General features: G+C 57.4%; 15 protein-coding genes. 7 read left to right on the top strand and 8 right to left on the bottom strand.

What is annotated here, in order from left to right; translation table 11 throughout:
• From EPK99_RS03060 to EPK99_RS03090, 7 genes are read right to left on the bottom strand one after another with little or no spacing between them, the layout of a single operon-like run.
• A complete protein-coding gene (locus tag EPK99_RS03060; protein WP_128441132.1) occupies window positions 1-771 on the bottom strand; it encodes an ABC transporter ATP-binding protein in 771 nt (256 codons plus the stop codon).
• Complete coding sequence (locus tag EPK99_RS03065) at window positions 768-1775, bottom strand: ABC transporter ATP-binding protein (protein WP_128441133.1); 1008 nt, start codon at window positions 1773-1775, stop codon at window positions 768-770. Before EPK99_RS03065 ends, EPK99_RS03060 begins: the two co-directional genes overlap by 4 nt.
• Window positions 1772-2668 carry an ABC transporter permease gene (locus EPK99_RS03070; RefSeq protein ID WP_128441134.1) on the bottom strand — a complete coding sequence of 299 codons (897 nt, stop codon included), beginning with the start codon at window positions 2666-2668 and terminating at the stop codon, window positions 1772-1774. Before EPK99_RS03070 ends, EPK99_RS03065 begins: the two co-directional genes overlap by 4 nt.
• A complete protein-coding gene (locus EPK99_RS03075; protein WP_128441135.1) occupies window positions 2665-3684 on the bottom strand; it encodes an ABC transporter permease in 1020 nt (339 codons plus the stop codon). The genes EPK99_RS03070 and EPK99_RS03075 overlap by 4 nt, the downstream gene beginning before the upstream one ends.
• Window positions 3681-5297 (bottom strand): ABC transporter substrate-binding protein, encoded by a 1617-nt coding sequence (locus EPK99_RS03080; protein ID WP_128441136.1) that lies wholly within the window; start codon window positions 5295-5297, stop codon window positions 3681-3683. Before EPK99_RS03080 ends, EPK99_RS03075 begins: the two co-directional genes overlap by 4 nt.
• 16 nt (window positions 5298-5313) lie before the next feature.
• Window positions 5314-6471 (bottom strand): acyl-CoA dehydrogenase family protein, encoded by a 1158-nt coding sequence (locus EPK99_RS03085; protein ID WP_128441137.1) that lies wholly within the window; start codon window positions 6469-6471, stop codon window positions 5314-5316.
• 45 nt (window positions 6472-6516) lie between these two features.
• Window positions 6517-7674, bottom strand: a complete 1158-nt coding sequence (locus EPK99_RS03090) for an alkene reductase (protein ID WP_128441138.1) — start codon at window positions 7672-7674, stop codon at window positions 6517-6519.
• Window positions 7675-8079: 405 nt separating this feature from the next.
• On the opposite strand from EPK99_RS03090, the gene EPK99_RS03095 reads away from it, so the two are divergent.
• From EPK99_RS03095 to EPK99_RS03105, 3 genes are all read left to right on the top strand, one after another.
• Window positions 8080-8667 (top strand): TetR/AcrR family transcriptional regulator, encoded by a 588-nt coding sequence (locus EPK99_RS03095; RefSeq protein ID WP_128441139.1) that lies wholly within the window; start codon window positions 8080-8082, stop codon window positions 8665-8667.
• A 207-nt stretch (window positions 8668-8874) separates the two neighbouring features.
• Entirely contained in the window at window positions 8875-10143 is a 1269-nt protein-coding gene (gene fabF, locus EPK99_RS03100; RefSeq protein WP_128441140.1) for a beta-ketoacyl-ACP synthase II, read from the top strand.
• Window positions 10144-10363: 220 nt separating this feature from the next.
• On the top strand, window positions 10364-12331 hold the full coding sequence (locus tag EPK99_RS03105; RefSeq protein ID WP_128441141.1) for a glycoside hydrolase family 3 protein: 1968 nt from the start codon (window positions 10364-10366) through the stop codon (window positions 12329-12331).
• A 211-nt stretch (window positions 12332-12542) separates the two neighbouring features.
• Here the strand turns inward: EPK99_RS03105 and EPK99_RS03110 are convergent, their stop codons facing one another.
• Window positions 12543-13868 carry an aminotransferase-like domain-containing protein gene (locus tag EPK99_RS03110; RefSeq protein WP_128441142.1) on the bottom strand — a complete coding sequence of 442 codons (1326 nt, stop codon included), beginning with the start codon at window positions 13866-13868 and terminating at the stop codon, window positions 12543-12545.
• A 102-nt stretch (window positions 13869-13970) separates the two neighbouring features.
• Here EPK99_RS03110 and EPK99_RS03115 point away from each other — a divergent pair, with 102 nt between their 5' ends.
• The 4 genes from EPK99_RS03115 to EPK99_RS03130 all read left to right on the top strand — a co-directional run bounded on the left by EPK99_RS03115 (window position 13971) and on the right by EPK99_RS03130 (window position 17606).
• The gene (locus EPK99_RS03115; protein WP_128441143.1) at window positions 13971-14939 is read left to right on the top strand and encodes a substrate-binding domain-containing protein; all 969 of its coding nucleotides are present in this window, start codon (window positions 13971-13973) and stop codon (window positions 14937-14939) included.
• Window positions 14940-15001: 62 nt separating this feature from the next.
• Window positions 15002-15889 carry an ABC transporter substrate-binding protein gene (locus EPK99_RS03120; RefSeq protein ID WP_128441144.1) on the top strand — a complete coding sequence of 296 codons (888 nt, stop codon included), beginning with the start codon at window positions 15002-15004 and terminating at the stop codon, window positions 15887-15889.
• Window positions 15886-16815, top strand: a complete 930-nt coding sequence (locus EPK99_RS03125; RefSeq protein WP_128441145.1) for an amino acid ABC transporter permease — start codon at window positions 15886-15888, stop codon at window positions 16813-16815. The genes EPK99_RS03120 and EPK99_RS03125 overlap by 4 nt, the downstream gene beginning before the upstream one ends.
• Entirely contained in the window at window positions 16812-17606 is a 795-nt protein-coding gene (locus EPK99_RS03130) for an amino acid ABC transporter ATP-binding protein (protein WP_128441146.1), read from the top strand. The genes EPK99_RS03125 and EPK99_RS03130 overlap by 4 nt, the downstream gene beginning before the upstream one ends.
• Window positions 17607-17652 lie beyond the last annotated feature (46 nt).

Below are 17652 nucleotides of genomic sequence, written 5' to 3' on the forward strand. Positions count from 1 at the left end.
TCATATTGCAGCGGACAAGAGTTGTCGGGTGTATTCATGTGCGGGGCGATCGAGAACATCCGCAGCCTTGCCGCTTTCCACAAGATCACCTCGATACATGACCGCAATGTGGTCGGCGAGATACTCTACAACGGACAGATCATGGGTAATGAACAGAAGCGAAAGTCCACGTTCGGCCTGCAGATCTCCGAGGAGATTCAAAATCTGCGCCTGTACGGATACATCAAGGGCGGATACGGCTTCATCGCATATGAGCAAACTTGGTGAACCCGCCAAAGCCCTGGCGATGCCGACCCGTTGCCTTTGGCCGCCGGATAGATCACGTGCGCGACGGCCCAGCACGTCCGAAGGCAGGCTGACGAGATCCAGTAACTCCTTGATCGAGAGGTTTGCAGCCCCTCGCGCCAGCAGATTGATCGGCTCCTTCAGTATTTGCTCCACGGTGAAGCGCGGATCGAAGGCCGAACTGCTGTCCTGAAACACCATTCCGATCTTACGTCGCTGTTCCACGGATCTTCCCTGTGCGGAAGGAGCGAGACTTTCTCCGTTCAGTTCGATCGTCCCGGCTTTTGGAGCGATCATGCCGACGACGCTGCGGGCAAGCGTCGACTTTCCCGATCCCGATTCTCCCACGACGGCGAATACTTCGCCTGCTTGGAGATCGAATGACATGTCCCTGACCGCGTCGACACGTCTGCCCCGGCTTTCGAACGTCACCGTGAGCCCACGCACGCTCAGCAATGGCGCTCCCGCTTCATCAGTCGATATCATGCCAGCGCTCCCGAATGACGTGCTTGCTGCTCATCCACGGCATGGCACCAGACCCTGCCATCGGAAACGTGGACGGCTTGCGGGGAAATCGCCCGACAGCGCGACATGACAAAGTCGCAACGATTGGCAAAGCTGCAACCGTCACCCTTTTCCTGTGGAGACGGGACCCGTCCCCTTATTTCCGCCAGCCGCGGTCTCTGACCTGTATCGGGCCGTCTTTGCGGCCGGGCGGCAAGCAGTGCACGGGTATATGGATGCGACGCTTCTCCGAGCAAAGACTTTGCCTTCCGTGCTTCGACGGCTTTGCCGGCATACATCACCATGATCCGGTCGGCCCATCGCGAGACGAGCGACAGGTCATGCGTGATCAGGACCAGGGCCATTCCCGTCTCACGCTTGAGTTCATCGAGAAGGGATAGAATGTCTGCCTGGACGGTCGCGTCGAGCGCAGTGGTCGGTTCATCCGCGATCAGAATATCGGGCCGATTGGCGATAGCCATGGCGATCAACACGCGCTGCCTCATGCCGCCCGACAACTGATGGGGGTAAGCCGCCATATATTCATGTGGCGTCTGCAATTTTACCCTGTGCAGAAGCTCTACACCTTCGGAAAATACTTCTCTTTTGCCGATTGGCCGATGCGCGCGGATGGCCTCGACAATCTGGTCGCCTATTGTAAGAACCGGATTGAGGGCTGACATCGGATCCTGAAAAATCATCGAGATCCGGTCGCCTCTCAATGCGCGCCAGGCATGCTCCGATTTTCCCGCTACGTCATGTCCGAGGATTTCGACTGTTCCGCCGGAAATTCGCACGCCATCGGGCAGAAGCCCTGCCAAAGCAAGGGCGGTAAGAGATTTGCCGCAACCGGATTCTCCCACGATCGCCAGCGTTTCACCTTTGGCGACGTCGAGGTCAACACCGCAAACGGCATCGACAGGATGCCGATCTCCCGGCACGGCAATTGCAAGATTGCGAACGCGCAAGACAGGTTCAATGGTCATATGCGATGTCCCCGGCGCAGTATTTGCCCAAGCCCGTCGCCAATGAGACTGAACCCCATGACGGCGACGACAATCGCCGCGCCCGGGATCAATGTCATGTAGGGTGCCGTCAACAGAGCGTCACGGGACGCCCCGATCATGCTCCCCCAGCTCACATGATTGCTGTCGCTCATTCCGAAAAAGGCAAGGCCTGCCTCGGTCAACACAGCCAGCGCTGTGAGAATGGAGGCCGACACGATAACCGGGGGTAAGGCGTTGGGCAGGACATGGGTGAGAATGGCTCGCAGATGTCCACCGCCCATGACAACGGAAATCTTGACGAAATCAAGCTCACGAAGGGCGAGGGTTTCCGCCCGCGCAAGACGCGCGACCATGGACCAGCTTGTAAGACCAATTGCAAGGATGATGTTCGACAGGTCGGCACCCATGATTGAGACGAGGATGATGGCGAACAGGAAGTGCGGAATGACCTGAAAAAGCTCTGTCAATCGCATCAAAGCATGATCGACCCAGCCGCCGAAATATCCCGACACGAGGCCGATGGTCGTACCGACAATGGTCGCGATCAGGGTCGCGGCAAAACCCACGAGCAGCGAGACCCTGCTTCCGTGAACGACACCCGCCGCAATGTCCCTGCCGAGAATGTCGGTGCCCAGAGGAAATAGCGGGTCTTCTCCAGGGGCCATAAACGGCATCCCGACGAGTTCGAAAGGATCTTGCGGATAAAGGGTATTTGCCAGAAGAGCCACTGCCAGCTGAAACAGGAGAATGAGCAGGCCGATATGGAGCGACAGCGGAAATTTTCGCCAGGATCGAAAAATACGCAAGACGATGTTGGGGACGCGGATCGAGATGTCCGTGGGAAGTTCATCTCGCTCGGAATCTGTCGTCATCTTAACGTTACCCTCGGATCCAGCACGGCATAAAGCAAATCGACGCAGAGATTGATCAACACGACCAATGTCCCGGTGGTCAGAACAAGTCCGGCCAGCAAATTGTAGTCGCGCTGCTGCACGGCTTCGAAGGCAAGTCTTCCAAGGCCCGGCCAGGCGAACACCGTCTCGACCAGAATAGCGCCGCTGAGCAATGAACCTGCCTGAAGCCCGATAACGGTGATCAGCGGTAGCGACGCATTTCGCATGACGTGTCGCAGAATGATCCGCGAGGCGGCAAGCCCCTTCGCCCTGGCAGTCCGCACATGATCTTGGACATAGATTTCCAGCATCGCCCCGCGCGTGAACCGTGTGTAGATTGCAGCATAAAGCGCGCCAAGCGTGACCACCGGCAGCACGAGATGCTTTGCCACGCTCAGCGCATACTCAAACCCGCTATCAATGCCTTGAGAGGCGACAAAGCCGCCAATCGGCAGCCATGGAAGTGTGACACCGAACAGGATCATCAGTCCGATCCCAAGCAGAAAGCCGGGCGTGGCGTAAATCAGGAGGGCGATACCGCTGATGAGACGATCCTGCCATTTTCCCGCATGCGCAGCAGCCAACGCACCGGCTGTCATGCCAAAAGCCACAGCGACCGCCATCGCCGAACCGGTCAGCAACAAGGTCGGCAGCAGCCGGGCACCGATCAAGTCAACGACGTTCATATTATTGCGAAACGAAAACCCGAGGTCGCCGGACAGGACGTTGCGGGCGTAAAGCATGAACTGGACGTAGATGGGCTGATCCAACCCGAACCGGGATCGCAAATTGGCCAGATAAGTGGTGTCACCGCCACCAGACTCTCCCGCAAGAACCTGTGCCGCATCACCCGGAGCGAGATGCAGCAGGGTAAATGCCGCAAGAAGCAAAAGGAAGAGGGTGGGCACCATCTGCGCTATTCGCGCGCCCACATATCGTAACCGCCTTCCTTGGACGCCAGGACTTCCGCCTGGAATAGACGTGGTTTCCGTCATGCTTCCAGCCACGCATCCTTGAGAGAATCGTAAACGCTGATCGAACCTGTCCCAAGCCCACGGAGCTTCTTCGACGACACTGTGAACTGCTTGTTTTCCGCGAGTGTAAAGGTCGGGATATCCCTTTGCGCCAGAACCTGGATCTGCTTGTAAAGCTCGACACGCTTGTCTTCATTCGGCGCCACGTGAGCGGCTTCGATCAGCTTGTCCATTTCCGGAGAGCTGTAACCAGAACCGTTGGACCATGGAATATCCTTGAGGATCGCCTTTGACCAGATCACGCGGTCGATCCCAATTTGAGGATCGCCGAGGCCTGCGCGATGCGAGATCGTGAAATCGAAGTCGTTCTCGGAGTACACGCGGCGGAAGAATTGCGGCAGATCCTGATTGCGGATCGTCGCTTCGATACCAACTGCCTTGAAAGCCTGACGCGCAAATTCGGCGAATCGCTGGAACGTTTCGCCAAATGGCAACCAGTCGATCGTGGTCGCGAATCGGGTGCCGTCCGGCTTCTTCGGATATCCGGCCTCATCCAGAAGCTGGTCGGCAACGGCGCGATCGAACGTGTATTCGGGAAGTCCCTCGCCAGCGTAGAATTTTGTCTGGGTCGACAAAACCGGCGACGTACCGGGTTTGGCCAAACCTCTGGTCGTGACCCTCACGAATGCCTTGAGATCGATGGCGTGCGCCACGGCGCGACGCACTCTCACATCATTGAACGGCGGCCTGCGGACGTTGAAATCAGCGACGATGGCAGAGGCTAGCCACTCATAGCCGTGGAAATCGACGTCCAATGTATCGCTTTTTTGAGCCAGACCCAAATCACTCAAGGAGATGGGCGTAAGAGTTCCATACTGGACCGCGCCAGACTCGAAGGCTGCGTAGCGTGCGGTGGCATCGGGGATGACGCGATAGATCACCTGATCCAGATAAGGCTTTCCGGCATCCCAATAGTCGGGATTGCGTTCAAGGACAATTCGATCGCCGCGCACCCATTCCTTGAAGCGAAAAGGACCGGTTCCAACCGGCTTGATATTGTATGGATTGGTTTGAATGTCGGTGTTTTCGTACAGATGTTTCGGCAGTATCGTCGATTCGAGCCCATTCAAGGCCCCGAGAATGACACCCGATGGATTCCTGAGTTTGAAGACGACGGTGAGTGGATCGGGGGTTTCCACCACGTCCACGGCTGCGAAGGTCGCACGCGCACGCGGGTGAATTTTCATCCAGACGCTTTCGAACGTGAATTTCACATCAGCGGACGTAAACGGCGTACCGTCGTGCCAGCGAACGCCAGGCCTCAAATCGAAACGAAGCTCCTTGCCGTCTTCACTCGTCGTCCATTTTGTCGCCAGTTCCGGTTTGATTTCGAAGTTGTCACCAAATGTAATAAGCCCGTCGAAAATCTTCGACGATACCGATTGCACCTGTCCGGTCTGGACCACTGCCGAGGTCAGAACGTTCGGCTCGCCCGGATGTGCGAGTGCTACAACGGTTCCTCCCCGTACCGGCGCGTCTGCGAAGCTGCGCCCCGCCAACACCAGACTTGCGGCTGCACCTGCCAGAAAAGTACGCCTGCGAAGTTTCAGAATAGAGGTTCGAGGGTTACTCATGTTCTCTCCGGGATGGTTATGCAAAAAGTGAAGCCTTGCCAGCGTTCACGAGGATGGTGTCCGACTGGGGAGCATGTACCCGCCCGCAAAGCGCGTCACGATAATGTCGCTCGAGCGGATTGGCGCGATCGAGGCCGTGATTTCCCGAGATACTCAATGCGAGTTCCAAGGCCTTTACGGCGTTGTTCGTGACGATATGTTTCACCATTTGCGCATGAACCGGATCGTGTACGGGTGCTGCATCGGCAGCACGAACCGCATTGTCGATCAGGACGCGGTTTATGAGGAGCAAAGCCTCGATTTCGCCGACGACGCCCTGAAGACGGGGCACGGTTGCCAAGGGAGCGCCGAGGTTGGACGGCGTGCGCTCGCGCAGGAAGCCGAGCAGCCAATCCCTGCCAGCTTTGGCTATCCCGTCATAGAGCGATGCGGTGAGGATGCATGACCATACATCGATGACCGCCCGGCGCGATATTAACTCCGGAGAACCCGCCGGCAACAGGCCCGTCGATGCGCTTTCTGGCAGATGCACGTCGTTAAAACGGATCTCGTGGCTGGCGGTTGCGCGAAGACCGGCGTGGTTCCACGTTGGAACGATCTCCAGGCCAGGCGAATTTGCCGGCACGAGAACTGTGCCGATCCGTGGGTGATCTTCGTCTGTCCTGATCAGCGTCAACCACCATCCGACAATCGGGCTACCGGTTGCGTAGGCTTTCCGGCCATTCAGTCTGAAGCTGCCATCTGGTTGCTGGCTGACGACGGTTCCCGGGAGTCCGCCGCGCACGGCCGAGCCGAGATCAGGTTCCGCCTGCAAGGCATTCAGAACGCCGGTTCCCTTGAGTGCGGCATTGGCAATTTCTTCGTATGCCGGGGAAGGGTTCCTTCCAAGCAGGTAGTGCATCATGCAATTCATCGCAATGAGAAGTCCGGTCGACGCCTCTCCAGCCCCGACGGCGGACACGAGCCGAGCTGAATCTACCAGCCCCCCGCCTAGCCCCCCGAGAGTCGTGGGGACGGTGAGTGCGATCAGCTTGTGTTCCGTCAACCGTTTGAAATTTTCGAACGGAAAACTTGCGTCGGCATCGTGCCTGGCAGCAGTCGCGGCAAACTCGTCGGTAAGACTCCGAAGCAGAGCTTCCGTCAGGATTGCGGAAGATCGATTGTGCGTGTTCATAGGTCACTTCTGATTGCTGGATAGGTTTCGGTGCATGACTGCGATTTAGGCGTGCGTAGCGACAGCGGCTTCCCGATCCAGAAACGGGTAGTCGATGTAACCCTCCGGGCCGTTGGTGTAATAAGTGGAGATATCTGGCTCGTTCAGCGACGCACCGACGCGGAACCGCTCCGGCAAATCGGGGTTCGAAATGTAAAGCCTTCCGAAAGAAACAGCGTCGGCGTAGCCGGTTGCGACCGCCTCTTCCGCGGTTTCGCGGTCGTACCCGCTGTTGAGTATCAAAACGCCGTCAAACAGTTTCCGCATGATTGGTGCCAGGAATGGCTGGCCGGGACGCGGCCCTGCGCCGCCCGTCGATTTCGAAACAAGCCTCTGATGAAGCGGAATATCACCGGTTTCATCGTAATTCCTGCTTTCGAGGATGTGGATGTAGGCAATGCCACGACGGTTCAATTCTTTGACGACATAAGAAAATGTCCCGACGGGGTCGGAATCATCGATCTTGTCGGCGCGGAAGTAAGGCGACAACCGAACGCCAACCCGATCTGCGCCGATCTCGGAGATTACAGCGTCCACCGCTTCCAACAGGAAACGCGCTCTGTTTTCGACAGGTCCACCGTATTCGTCAGTTCGCCGATTGGTGACATCCCGGAGAAACTGATCGATCAGGAAACCATTGGCGGCAAGAATTTCCACGCCGTCAAACCCGGCATCGCGGCTCAGGCTTGCAGAGTGGCGAAAATCTTCGACAATCGGGGCGATCTCGTGCAGTTCGAGTTCACGGGGCACCGGGAATTCTTCAAGGCCGTTCTCTTTCATAATGCCGCCGAAGGCAGCGATAGCCGAAGGAGCAACCGGGCGCTCGCCCTTTGGCAAGCCGGACAGCAATGCCTTACGTCCGACGTGCGTGAGTTGCTGGAAAATCACGCCACCAGAGGCGTGCACGCTGTCGACTACCTTTTTCCAGGCATGCTTTTGACGTTCCGTATGATTAGCGGTCGAGAAAGTCCGGGTCGCACTGGAGGGCGAAATGTGGCAAGCCTCACTGATAATCAGACCTGCCGAGGAACGCTGCGCATAATGGGTTGCAACCAGTTCAGTAGGCGCTCGTTGGGCGTCTGCGCGGGCCCGGCCTAGGGGGGCCATGACAATACGATTTTTCAGTTCGACGCGACCAAGTTGCAAAGTTTCGAGTAGCTTCATTTCTTTGCCTCCAATTCTGGAAGACAAGTCTCTCTCGTTGAGAAAGCAAGCTGAAGTTTTTTCTGTTTCAAAACTATGGGATTAATAGATTATTTTAGCCGTGTTTGGTCGTTGGCACTGGGATTTCACTCAACATCTAAGATTTAGATTTTAATGGTCATATAACTGGCGTCGCAATGTGAGCGAAGGTAATAGGGCCGACCCCTTATTTAGGCTATTATTAGATAACGCTCATATGTCGGGGAAAAACCGTGCGCTGAATTTTTTCAGGTCGTAACAATCCTGCCGGAAGTAAAGGTGAGGGATTGTCTCAACGCTCCTTGCACGAGAGGTTCGAACGAATTAGATTGTGGTTCAACTCTATCTGATTTATAGATGTCATGTAAAATCTAATCGGAGAATGACATGAGAGTGAGCCGGGCACAGGCCGAGGAAAATCGAGAAACGGTCATCAACGTCGCCAGCCGTCTGTTTCGCGAGCATGGGTTTGACGGTATCGGGTTGAAGGACCTGATGAAGGGAGCTGGCCTTACCCAAGGTGGGTTCTACAAGCAGTTCGCGTCCAAGGACAACCTTGCTGCACTGGCCTCGCGGCGAGCTATGGAAGACGCCACGCGCAGATGGTCGACCGCTGCGGCTGAGCGCTCGGATCCACTTGAAGCGGTCATCGAGTTCTACCTGTCGACCGCCCATCGTGGCGAGAAGGCTGACGGTTGCCCTCTGGTGGCCTTGGGAGCGGACGCCGCACGCCAAAGTAAAGAGGTTCGCCGACCATTCGAGGATGGAATCAAGGCCCATTTCGAGGTTCTGGACGAGCTGATGCGCGAGACCAACAGGTCAAACCCGAGCGGCAAAGCGATGGCGATTTTGTCGATTATGGTCGGTGCTGTCACGATATCACGCCTCATCGAGGATGAGAACTTGTCGCAGAACATCTTGGATACGGCCGCTGGCGAAGTCAGGCGCATTGCACACGCTGAAAGTGATGCCTGACGAATTGAAGGTCGCCCCGATGATCGAGAGCGAATTCGATTCTCTCATCCAATCATGGGTCAAAGTGACCTTTAGGACCGGATGAGGCGCAATAGCGCCCTTTAGCGCCAACGAAAACTGTATGTTTTGAGCCCTCATACTGGCCGCTTCGACGGCCGGCAGTCTGGAAGCATGCCAAAATTCAAAGAAACAAAAGGCGGAAAACTCATGCGTCGGATCGTTGTAACAGGAATGGGAGCTGTCAGCCCTCTTGGAGCGAATGCCGGTATCTCCTGGTCGCGCCTTCTTGCGGGTCAGAGCGGAATTCGGCGACTGGGGGATGATGTCGTCGCAGATCTTCCGTCCAAGATCGGCGGCGTGGTCCCCTCCATCGCTGAAGATCCCGAAGGAGGATTCGACCCGGATACAGTCCTGGCTCCGAAGGACCAACGCAAGGTCGACCGCTTTATCATCTTCGCATTGGCGGCGGCCGAAGAGGCGCTCGCTCAAGCAAACTGGAAGCCAACCTCGAATGAAGACAAGCTACGGACCGCGACGATCATCGCGTCCGGTGTCGGCGGGTTTCCCGCGATAACAGAGGCGGTCCGCACCGTCGATCAACGCGGTGTCCGCCGTCTCTCGCCCTTTACCATTCCCTCGTTTCTCGTCAACCTCGCAGCTGGACAAGCATCCATCCGTTTCGGCTTCAAAGGTCCCATCGGAGCACCTGTGACGGCTTGCGCGGCCGGTGTTCAGGCGATCGGCGATGCCGCCAGAATGATCCGGGCGAATGAAGCCGACATTGCGCTCTGCGGCGGGACGGAAGCCTGCATGAACATCATCAGTCTCGGCGGTTTTGCCGCTGCGAGATCGTTGTCGACCGCCTTCAACGAAGCCCCCGTTCGCGCATCTCGTCCTTTCGATATGTCACGCGACGGTTTTGTCATGGGCGAAGGCGCCGGCATTCTGGTCATCGAAGCCTTGAGCCATGCCCTTGCCCGCGGCGCCACGCCACTGGCCGAACTGGTCGGATATGGCACGACGGCCGATGCGCACCATATCACCTCCGGACCTGAGGACGGAAACGGTGCGCACAGGGCCATGGAGATCGCCATCGCGCAGGCTGGAATAAGGCCGTGCGACATCGGCCATCTGAACGCGCACGCCACCTCGACACCGGTCGGCGATCTCGGCGAAATCAGAGCCATCAAAAGCGTGTTCGGCTCCGACAATGCCATCGCTGTCAGTGGGACGAAATCAGCAACAGGCCATCTGCTGGGTGCAGCCGGAGGGCTGGAGGCAATCTTCACGATCATGGCGCTCAGAAGCCAGATGGCACCCCCGACCCTCAACCTGAATGCTCCAGATCCGGAAGCTGACGGTATAGATTTTGTGGCAAACGAAGCGCGCCGGATCAAAGCGGAATACGCAATATCCAACGGCTTCGGCTTTGGCGGCGTCAACGCCAGCGCCATATTCCGGCGCTGGCCAGACTGAAAAGGCCACGCCAGTCGGCGCCGTCACAGGCCATTTCGCGACTGTTCCAATGTCGTTTCGTTCTTTGCTGGCCTCTGAAAACGCTCTACAATAAAAATCCCTTCAGCGCAGCTGTCATCCTCGACACCCGTCACAGGCAACAAACTGTTACAGATTTCGGCACGCCAAGTTGAGCTCATTCTAATAGCGGCATGACAAGAATATTCGAAAGGCAGACAGAATGAAACAATTTATCGCTATTATCGCCGTTGGTTCATTCGTGGCCTTTGCTACCCAGGCCGCAGAACAGCCGCCGATTTCGACCCGTGCGGCCAAGACTATGGTATCCGACGGGCTTTCATTCAAAGACCTCAATCGCAACGGCAAGCTCGACCGTTATGAGGACTGGCGTCTGCCGGCGGTCGAGCGCGCCGGCGATCTCGTCAACCGCCTGACGCTTGAGGAAAAGGCCGGTCTGATGATGCATGGCACGGCACCATCCATTGGCGCCGGCGCCGGCATGGGTGTCGGCTCCGAGTACGACCTCGATCGCGCCAGCGAGATGATCGACCAGCGCAAGGTCGTTACCTTCATCACCCGGCTTGGTGGTGATCCAACTGTTCTAGCCGAACAGAATAACAAGCTGCAGGAAATTGCCGAAGCTGGCCGCCTTGGCATTCCGGCAACCATCAGCACCGACCCGCGCAATCACTTTCAGTTTGTTCTGGGTGCCAGTGTTTCCGCCGGCAGTTTTTCCAAGTGGCCTGAGACACTCGGGTTTGCGGCCATCGGCGATGCGGCACTGATGCGGAGATTTGGCGACATTGCCCGCCAGGAATATCGAGCCGTGGGTATTCAGGAGGCCTTATCTCCCCAGATCGACCTTGCAAGCGAGCCGCGCTGGCCGCGCATCAACGGCACCTTCGGTGAGGATCCGCAAGTCGCCAAGACCATGGCGGAAGCATATGTGGCGGGCTTCCAGAATGGCGAGGACGGTATCAACCGCGACAGCGTCATCGCTGTCGCAAAACACTGGGTCGGTTACGGCGCGGCTAAAGACGGCTATGACAGCCACAATGCCTATGGCCGGCATGCCGTCTTCCCCGGCAATGATTTCGCCGAGCACCTGATCCCCTTCGAGGGCGCCTTCAAGGCCAAGGTCGGCGGCGTCATGCCCACCTATTCGATCCTCAACGGCGTTAGCGTCGACGGGAAACCGCTTGAACCGGTGGGCGCGGGCTACAACAAGCAGCTTCTGACAGACCTCCTGCGCGGATCTTACAAATTCGAGGGCGTCGTTCTTAGCGATTGGTTGATCAGCAACGACTGCAAGGGCGCCTGCCTCGACGGCGAAAATTCGGGTGTGAAGCCAAGCCTGAACGAGGAGACCTTCGGGATGCCGTGGGGCGTCGAAGATCTAAGCCGCGTCGACCGCTTTGCTAAAGCCGTCAATGCCGGCGTCGACCAGTTCGGCGGCGTGACTTCATCGGATCTTCTGGTTGAAGCTGTGAAGGATAAGAAAATCAGCGAGGAGCGCCTCAATCAATCGGCAACCCGAATTCTGGTCCAGAAATTCGAACAAGGCCTTTTTGAAAACCCCTATGTCGATGCACAGAAAGCACGCACGATCGTCGGCAATCCGACCTTCGCGGCCGAGGCAACCGCCTCTCAGGCCCGTGCCATGGTATTGCTCGACAATAAGGCCAAGCTTCTGCCCGTTGAGGCCGGAAAGAAGGTATTCCTCTATGGCGTCGATTCGAAGGTGGCGTCCGCCCGCGGTTATTCAGTCGTTGCTACCGCTCACGAGGCCGACTTTGGGCTGGTGCGCCTGAATGCGCCCTATCAGCAACCGCATATGAACTATTTTTTCGGCTCTCGACATCAAGAAGGTGATCTCGATTTCAAGGATGGCAACGCCGATTTCGAAGCCTTCAAAAATGCGGCCAAAGAGGTTCCAACCATCGCCACCGTCTATCTGGCCCGCCCCGCGATCCTCACGGGCATTCAAGATCAAGCCGGCGCCATCCTTGGCAATTTCGGTGCAAGTGACGAAGCGCTCTTTGATGCGATCGAAGGTAAACAAAAGGCGCAGGGTAAGCTGCCATTCGAGCTTCCCTCCTCTATGGCCGAGGTGCTGACGCAGAAGTCGGATGTCCCGCACGACTCGCTTCATCCGCTCTACCCCATAGGCTACGGGCTGGCCTATTGACGAAGAGCAGAAGGTTGAGAACCGACGCCTATGAAGGCAGGCGGTCTCGTACTGGGATTGCCCCGCCCGAGACCCAGCGTCGGTAATGCCGTCCGGCGCTCACGCCGGCGAGCATGTCGCAGTTCGGGTGCAAACCATTCCGAAGTTGCCTTGGGTGGCCATCTCTACCCTAATGTCATGCGCAACGCTCTTCCTGCTTTTCCCTTTGAAACTACAAAACATGTGCGAGCGCGATGGCGTCGGCAACCTCTTCGTACCGATCAGTCAGCATCGATGTGGCGACCCGGATATGGTTTGGAGTCGAAACAAAAAACTTGCTGCCAGGCTGCACCGCGATATTGCGAGCAGCGAGGGTTACCATTGCAAACGGTTCGGAAGCGACTGGCACCCATAGGGATAGGCCGTCCCCATCGCCGATATCGATACCTCTCTCCTGCAAGGCACCCGCCAGGCGATCCCGGCGGTTCTTGTAGATGACCCGAGCCTCGGCGATCATCCTCCAGGTCGCCGGATCGCGCAACAACCAGGCCGCAGCTCCTTGCAGAATACGGCTTGTCCAGCCAGCGCTGAAGGCGCGGTAAGACTGGATCTGCTCGACGATCGTTGCAGAACTCGACAGCACCGCAATGCGGAGATCGGGGCCGAGGGTCTTCGAATAAGAGAGGATGTGGATCGTACGATCGGGAAAACGCCGCCCCAGCGATGTCGAGGGCGCGGCCGATATGTCTGCGATGCCGTCATCCTCAATTATCAGGGTTCGGGTTCCCGCCAGGACGTCACCGAGCGCTTCGATCCGCGCGGCGCTGACAGTGCGGCCCGTCACGGAATGTAGTCGCGGCTGAAAAATGAAAGCGGCCGGACGTTCTTTCATTGTCTCCAGCAACGTATGCGGTAAAGGGCCATCGCGATCACAATCGACCGGTAAAATCTTGACGCCCAGATCTTCGAGAATATCCAGAAGACGCATCGCAGTCGGATGCTCGACCGCGACGGCAGAACCGGGAGCAACCAAAGCTCTCAGAGCAATATAGACGGCATTGTAGCCGCCGTTGGTGACCAGCAGCGCTTCCGGCTCATAGGGCCATCGCTCCAGTACGACCTCGCGCAATTCCGGGATGATACGGCTGCGTTCATAACTGTTGAGTTGATAAACGGAAGCGCCATGGTGCAGCGCTTCGGCAAGCGGTGGCAGGAGCTTGGAATCCGGCACAGCCATCGTAAGATCCAGCACATCGGCGCCGTAATGACCGGAGCTTGCCAATCTTTCAGGCTTGGCAATGAAGCGATCGCCGCTTACCCAGCTTCCGTTTCTGCCCCTGCCTGTAACGATTTTCTGACGGCGCAACTCGCTCCAGGCCTCGGAAATGGTCGCAGGACTGACGCCCAGCGCAAAAGCCAGATCACGGATTGGAGGCAGTTTTGCACCAACCGGAATAGCGCCCGCACGGATTAAGGCACTGGTCTCCAACGCAATTCCGCGAATTGTGCGGTCGCTTAATTTTTCAGCAAACCAGCTCGAATTAAAGGCATCGCTCATTTTGTCACCATATTAAATGTTCAATAACGTAATAACATTTGATCATTATTAAATAAACATTCTAACCTTTACGCATTGCTATTTATTGACATGAGTATCTCAATGACACTGCGCCTTCGAATTGCACTGCGTGACTGGGACTACATGACGCCGCTGGTCCTCGGCGACGTTTCTTCCGACAAGCTCGATATTGAGGTGGACCGGGTCGGTACGCTGGTCTCGCATCTCGGCAAGGACCCCGACCACGACGCAGCCGAAATCTCGTTCAGCCGCTATACCCAGTTGCGTCATGACGGCGACGACAGTGTCGTCGGCATCCCAAACTTCATCATGCGCGGTTTTCGTCATCGCTGCATCATGACCATGGCCGACAGCGATATCACGACGCTCGGCCAGTTGGCTGGCAAGCGCATCGGCGTGACCGGCTGGCGCGACAGTGGCAATACCTGGACCCGCGCTGCCATTCGCCGCGAAGGTGTCGAGGTCAAGGACGCCATGTGGTATGCTGGTCGCCTGACCGCGGCCCATCCGATCACCGACCGCCTGGATGGCTTCGGCCAGCCCGGACTGATCGAAGCCTGCCCCGGCGAGCGTCCGATGGTCGACCTGTTGCGCGATGGCGGACTGGATGCGATCTTCACGCCCTTCATGCCCGATGGCTATTTCGAGAAAGAGTCGCCGTTCCGCCAGGTTCTTCCCGAATTTCGCAAGGAAGAGCGCCGCTATTTCGATGACGTCGGGTATGTGCCCGGCATGCATCTGATCGGCATCAAGGCCGGGATCGTTGCCGAAAATCCGTGGGTGATCGCCGAGGTTAGCAGACTGGTGGATGAATCGCAGAAAATGTGGACCGAGAAGCGCCGCAAATATGCCGAAACCACGCCATGGATGTTCGATGAAGTTCTGAAGTCCTCGCGTGAACTGCCGAAGGGCTGGGATGCCAGCGGATTTTCCGCCAACCGCAAGATGATCGACGATTTTGCCAAGGAACTGCATGCCCAGGGCATCATGAAGCGTCCCATGACACCGGAAGAGCTTTTCGCATTCGATACCGATGGCAGCCGAATCTAACTAGCCAAGCCGTCACCTTAATCTCTCAGGAAACGTAACTTTGCAAATCAAGGGGAATGACCATGTCGCATAAGAAACTCATCGCTCTCGCTCTGGTCGGCGTCGCTTTTGCAAGCGTTACCAAAGCGCAGGACTCATCCGTCAAGCTGGAAGTTAACAAGGCGCTACATGATCGCTTGCCGGAAGACATTAAGGCGGCCGGCAAGATGATCTCCGTCAACAATGGTTCGTTTCCTCCATACGAAATTGTTACGGGTACGGAGATGACCGGCGCCAGCGCCGACCTGACCGATGCGCTTGGACAGGTTCTCGGCGTCAAGATCGAGCATGCGACCGTTGGTGGTCTGCCGGCGCTGCTGGCTGGCGTCAATTCCGGCCGCTACCAGTTCGCCTTTGGCCCGATCGGAGACTATAAGGACCGCGAAGCAGCCAGTGATTTCGTCGATTGGGTGCAGGAATATGTCGTCTTCGCGACGCTCAAGGGCAATCCCAAGGGCATCAACTCGCTGGACACGTCCTGCGGCCAGCGCATCTCGGTCATGGCCGGCGGTTCAGCCGAGCGGGTAATCAAGGTACAGTCTGACAAGTGCAAGGCTGACGGCAAGGAACCGGTCGAAGTGCAGTCCTACACCGACCAGCCGAGCTCGATCCTCGCGGTCCGGTCGAAACGCGCAGATGCATTCTTCTCTTCGCAGGCGCCACTTACATATTTCGTCTCCCAGGCCAATGGGCAGCTGGAATTGACCGGCGTTGGCAATAAGAACGGCTTTGAAGACATCTTTCAGGGCGCCGTCGTGCCGAAAGGTTCGCCGCTTGGCCCGCTCTTCATCGATGCGATCAAGGTTCTTATGGACAACGGCACCTATGCAGCAATCATGAAGAAGTGGGGCCTTGAGAACAACATGATCGCGCAGCCCGGCATCAACCTCGGCGGACAGCTTCCGAAATGAGCACGAGCACCAAAAACAAAGCAGCGCCTTCCGGCGCTGCGGATTTCCGCGATGTGACGACAGCCCATACGCCTTTCCGCACTGGCTCTTTTGTCCTCAGGGTCGCAATTGCGGTCATCGTTATCGATTTCGCCTGGATCGTTGCCAAAAACGAGAACTTCGGCTGGCCCATCGTCGCCCGGTATTTCCTCGACCCTACCGTTTTGAGCGGCCTTTACGTCAGCCTCGGCCTGACCGTCATCGCCATGATCCTCGGCGTTGCCCTAGGCCTGGTGATCGCCATTGCCCGCATGTCGGACGACAGACTGGCGAGTTCGTTCGCCTCGCTGTTCATCTGGTTCTTCCGCGGCACGCCTCTCCTGGTCCAGTTGATCGTATGGTACAATTTGTCGACGTTGTTCCCGCAACTTTCGATAGCGATTCCCTTCGGGCCGACGCTTGCGAGTTGGGACACGAATTCGGTGATCACGCCGATGATCGCAGCGATCGTTGGCCTGGCGCTGAACGAAGCGGCCTATATGGCGGAAATCATCCGCGGGGGACTTATCTCGGTCGATCGGGGCCAGGCGGAGACTGCACAGGCTTTCGGCATGACCAAGGGCCGCGCCCTGTGGCGGATTATCATTCCACAGGCGATGCGCTCGATCGTGCCGCCGACCGGCAACCAGCTGATCAGCATGATCAAGGCGACCTCGATCGTCAGCGTTATCGCCATGGCCGACCTACTCTACTCGGTACAGTCGATCTACAACCGCACCTTCGAGATCATCCCGATGCTGATGGTCGCAGTCATCTGGTACCTGCTCATCACCTCGGTGCTGAACATCGGCCAGAGCTACATCGAAGCCTATTACGGCCGCAGCGACCGTCGCAACGGCGCGACTGCCGCAAAGCCCGCTGCCGCCATAGAGGAGGTAAGCCATTGACCGCAGTTTCCAGTCCATCTGACGCGAATACAAAACCCCTCGTGCAAGCCCGCAACGTCCATAAGTCCTTCGACCAGCTCGAAGTGCTGAAGGGCATCGACCTCGACATCATGCCGGGCGAAGTCGTGGCGGTGCTTGGACCTTCCGGCTCCGGGAAATCCACCTTCTTGCGCTGTATCAACCATTTAGAGGATATCCAGCAGGGATATATCGAGGTGGATGGCGAGCAGATCGGTTACCGGGTGAAAAACGACCGGCTGGAAAAACTGTCGCAAAACGGTATCGCCCGGCAGCGGCGAAAGATCGGCATGGTTTTCCAGCAGTTCAACCTCTATCCGCACATGACCGTGCTGCAGAACATTATCGAGGCCCCTGTCGGCGTCCATCGCGAAAGCCGCAAGGATGCGATCGAAAACGCCAAGCGTCTCTTGGAGCGGGTCGGTCTCTCGGAAAAGGCCAATGCCTATCCCCGGCAGCTCTCCGGTGGCCAGCAACAGCGCGTGGCGATTGCCCGCGCGCTGGCGATCAAACCGAAGCTGATGCTGTTCGACGAGCCCACCTCGGCGCTCGATCCCGAACTTGTTGGCGAAGTGCTGGCGACCATGCGGGATCTGGCCAAACAGGGTCTCACCATGATCGTCGTCACCCACGAGATCAGCTTTGCCCGAGAGGCGGCCGACCGGGTGGTGTTCATGGATGGTGGCGTGATCGTCGAACAGGGTAAGCCCCAGGATGTGATCGGCAATCCGCAGCATCCGCGCACGCAGGCCTTCCTGTCGCGTTTCCTTTAAAAGTCTCCCCAACTCGCACCGGCCCCAAATGCCGGGGTCTTTTGTT

Origin of the sequence: Neorhizobium lilium (assembly GCF_004053875.1) — a bacterium.
GTDB lineage: Bacteria > Pseudomonadota > Alphaproteobacteria > Rhizobiales > Rhizobiaceae > Neorhizobium > Neorhizobium lilii.

What these genes read in the sequence shown, in the direction of transcription:
- EPK99_RS03120 (WP_128441144.1), top strand. Translation starts at nt 15,002, where the DNA reads ATGTCGCATAAGAAACTCATCGCTCTCGCTCTGGTCGGCGTCGCTTTT.
- EPK99_RS03075 (WP_128441135.1), bottom strand. Translation starts at nt 3,684, where the DNA reads ATGACGGAAACCACGTCTATTCCAGGCGGAAGTCCTGGCGTCCAAGGA.
- EPK99_RS03110 (WP_128441142.1), bottom strand. Translation starts at nt 13,868, where the DNA reads ATGAGCGATGCCTTTAATTCGAGCTGGTTTGCTGAAAAATTAAGCGAC.
- EPK99_RS03085 (WP_128441137.1), bottom strand. Translation starts at nt 6,471, where the DNA reads ATGAACACGCACAATCGATCTTCCGCAATCCTGACGGAAGCTCTGCTT.
- EPK99_RS03115 (WP_128441143.1), top strand. Translation starts at nt 13,971, where the DNA reads ATGACACTGCGCCTTCGAATTGCACTGCGTGACTGGGACTACATGACG.
- fabF (WP_128441140.1), top strand. Translation starts at nt 8,875, where the DNA reads ATGCGTCGGATCGTTGTAACAGGAATGGGAGCTGTCAGCCCTCTTGGA.
- EPK99_RS03060 (WP_128441132.1), bottom strand. Translation starts at nt 771, where the DNA reads ATGATATCGACTGATGAAGCGGGAGCGCCATTGCTGAGCGTGCGTGGG.
- EPK99_RS03125 (WP_128441145.1), top strand. Translation starts at nt 15,886, where the DNA reads ATGAGCACGAGCACCAAAAACAAAGCAGCGCCTTCCGGCGCTGCGGAT.
- EPK99_RS03080 (WP_128441136.1), bottom strand. Translation starts at nt 5,297, where the DNA reads ATGAGTAACCCTCGAACCTCTATTCTGAAACTTCGCAGGCGTACTTTT.
- EPK99_RS03065 (WP_128441133.1), bottom strand. Translation starts at nt 1,775, where the DNA reads ATGACCATTGAACCTGTCTTGCGCGTTCGCAATCTTGCAATTGCCGTG.
- EPK99_RS03090 (WP_128441138.1), bottom strand. Translation starts at nt 7,674, where the DNA reads ATGAAGCTACTCGAAACTTTGCAACTTGGTCGCGTCGAACTGAAAAAT.
- EPK99_RS03105 (WP_128441141.1), top strand. Translation starts at nt 10,364, where the DNA reads ATGAAACAATTTATCGCTATTATCGCCGTTGGTTCATTCGTGGCCTTT.
- EPK99_RS03070 (WP_128441134.1), bottom strand. Translation starts at nt 2,668, where the DNA reads ATGACGACAGATTCCGAGCGAGATGAACTTCCCACGGACATCTCGATC.
- EPK99_RS03095 (WP_128441139.1), top strand. Translation starts at nt 8,080, where the DNA reads ATGAGAGTGAGCCGGGCACAGGCCGAGGAAAATCGAGAAACGGTCATC.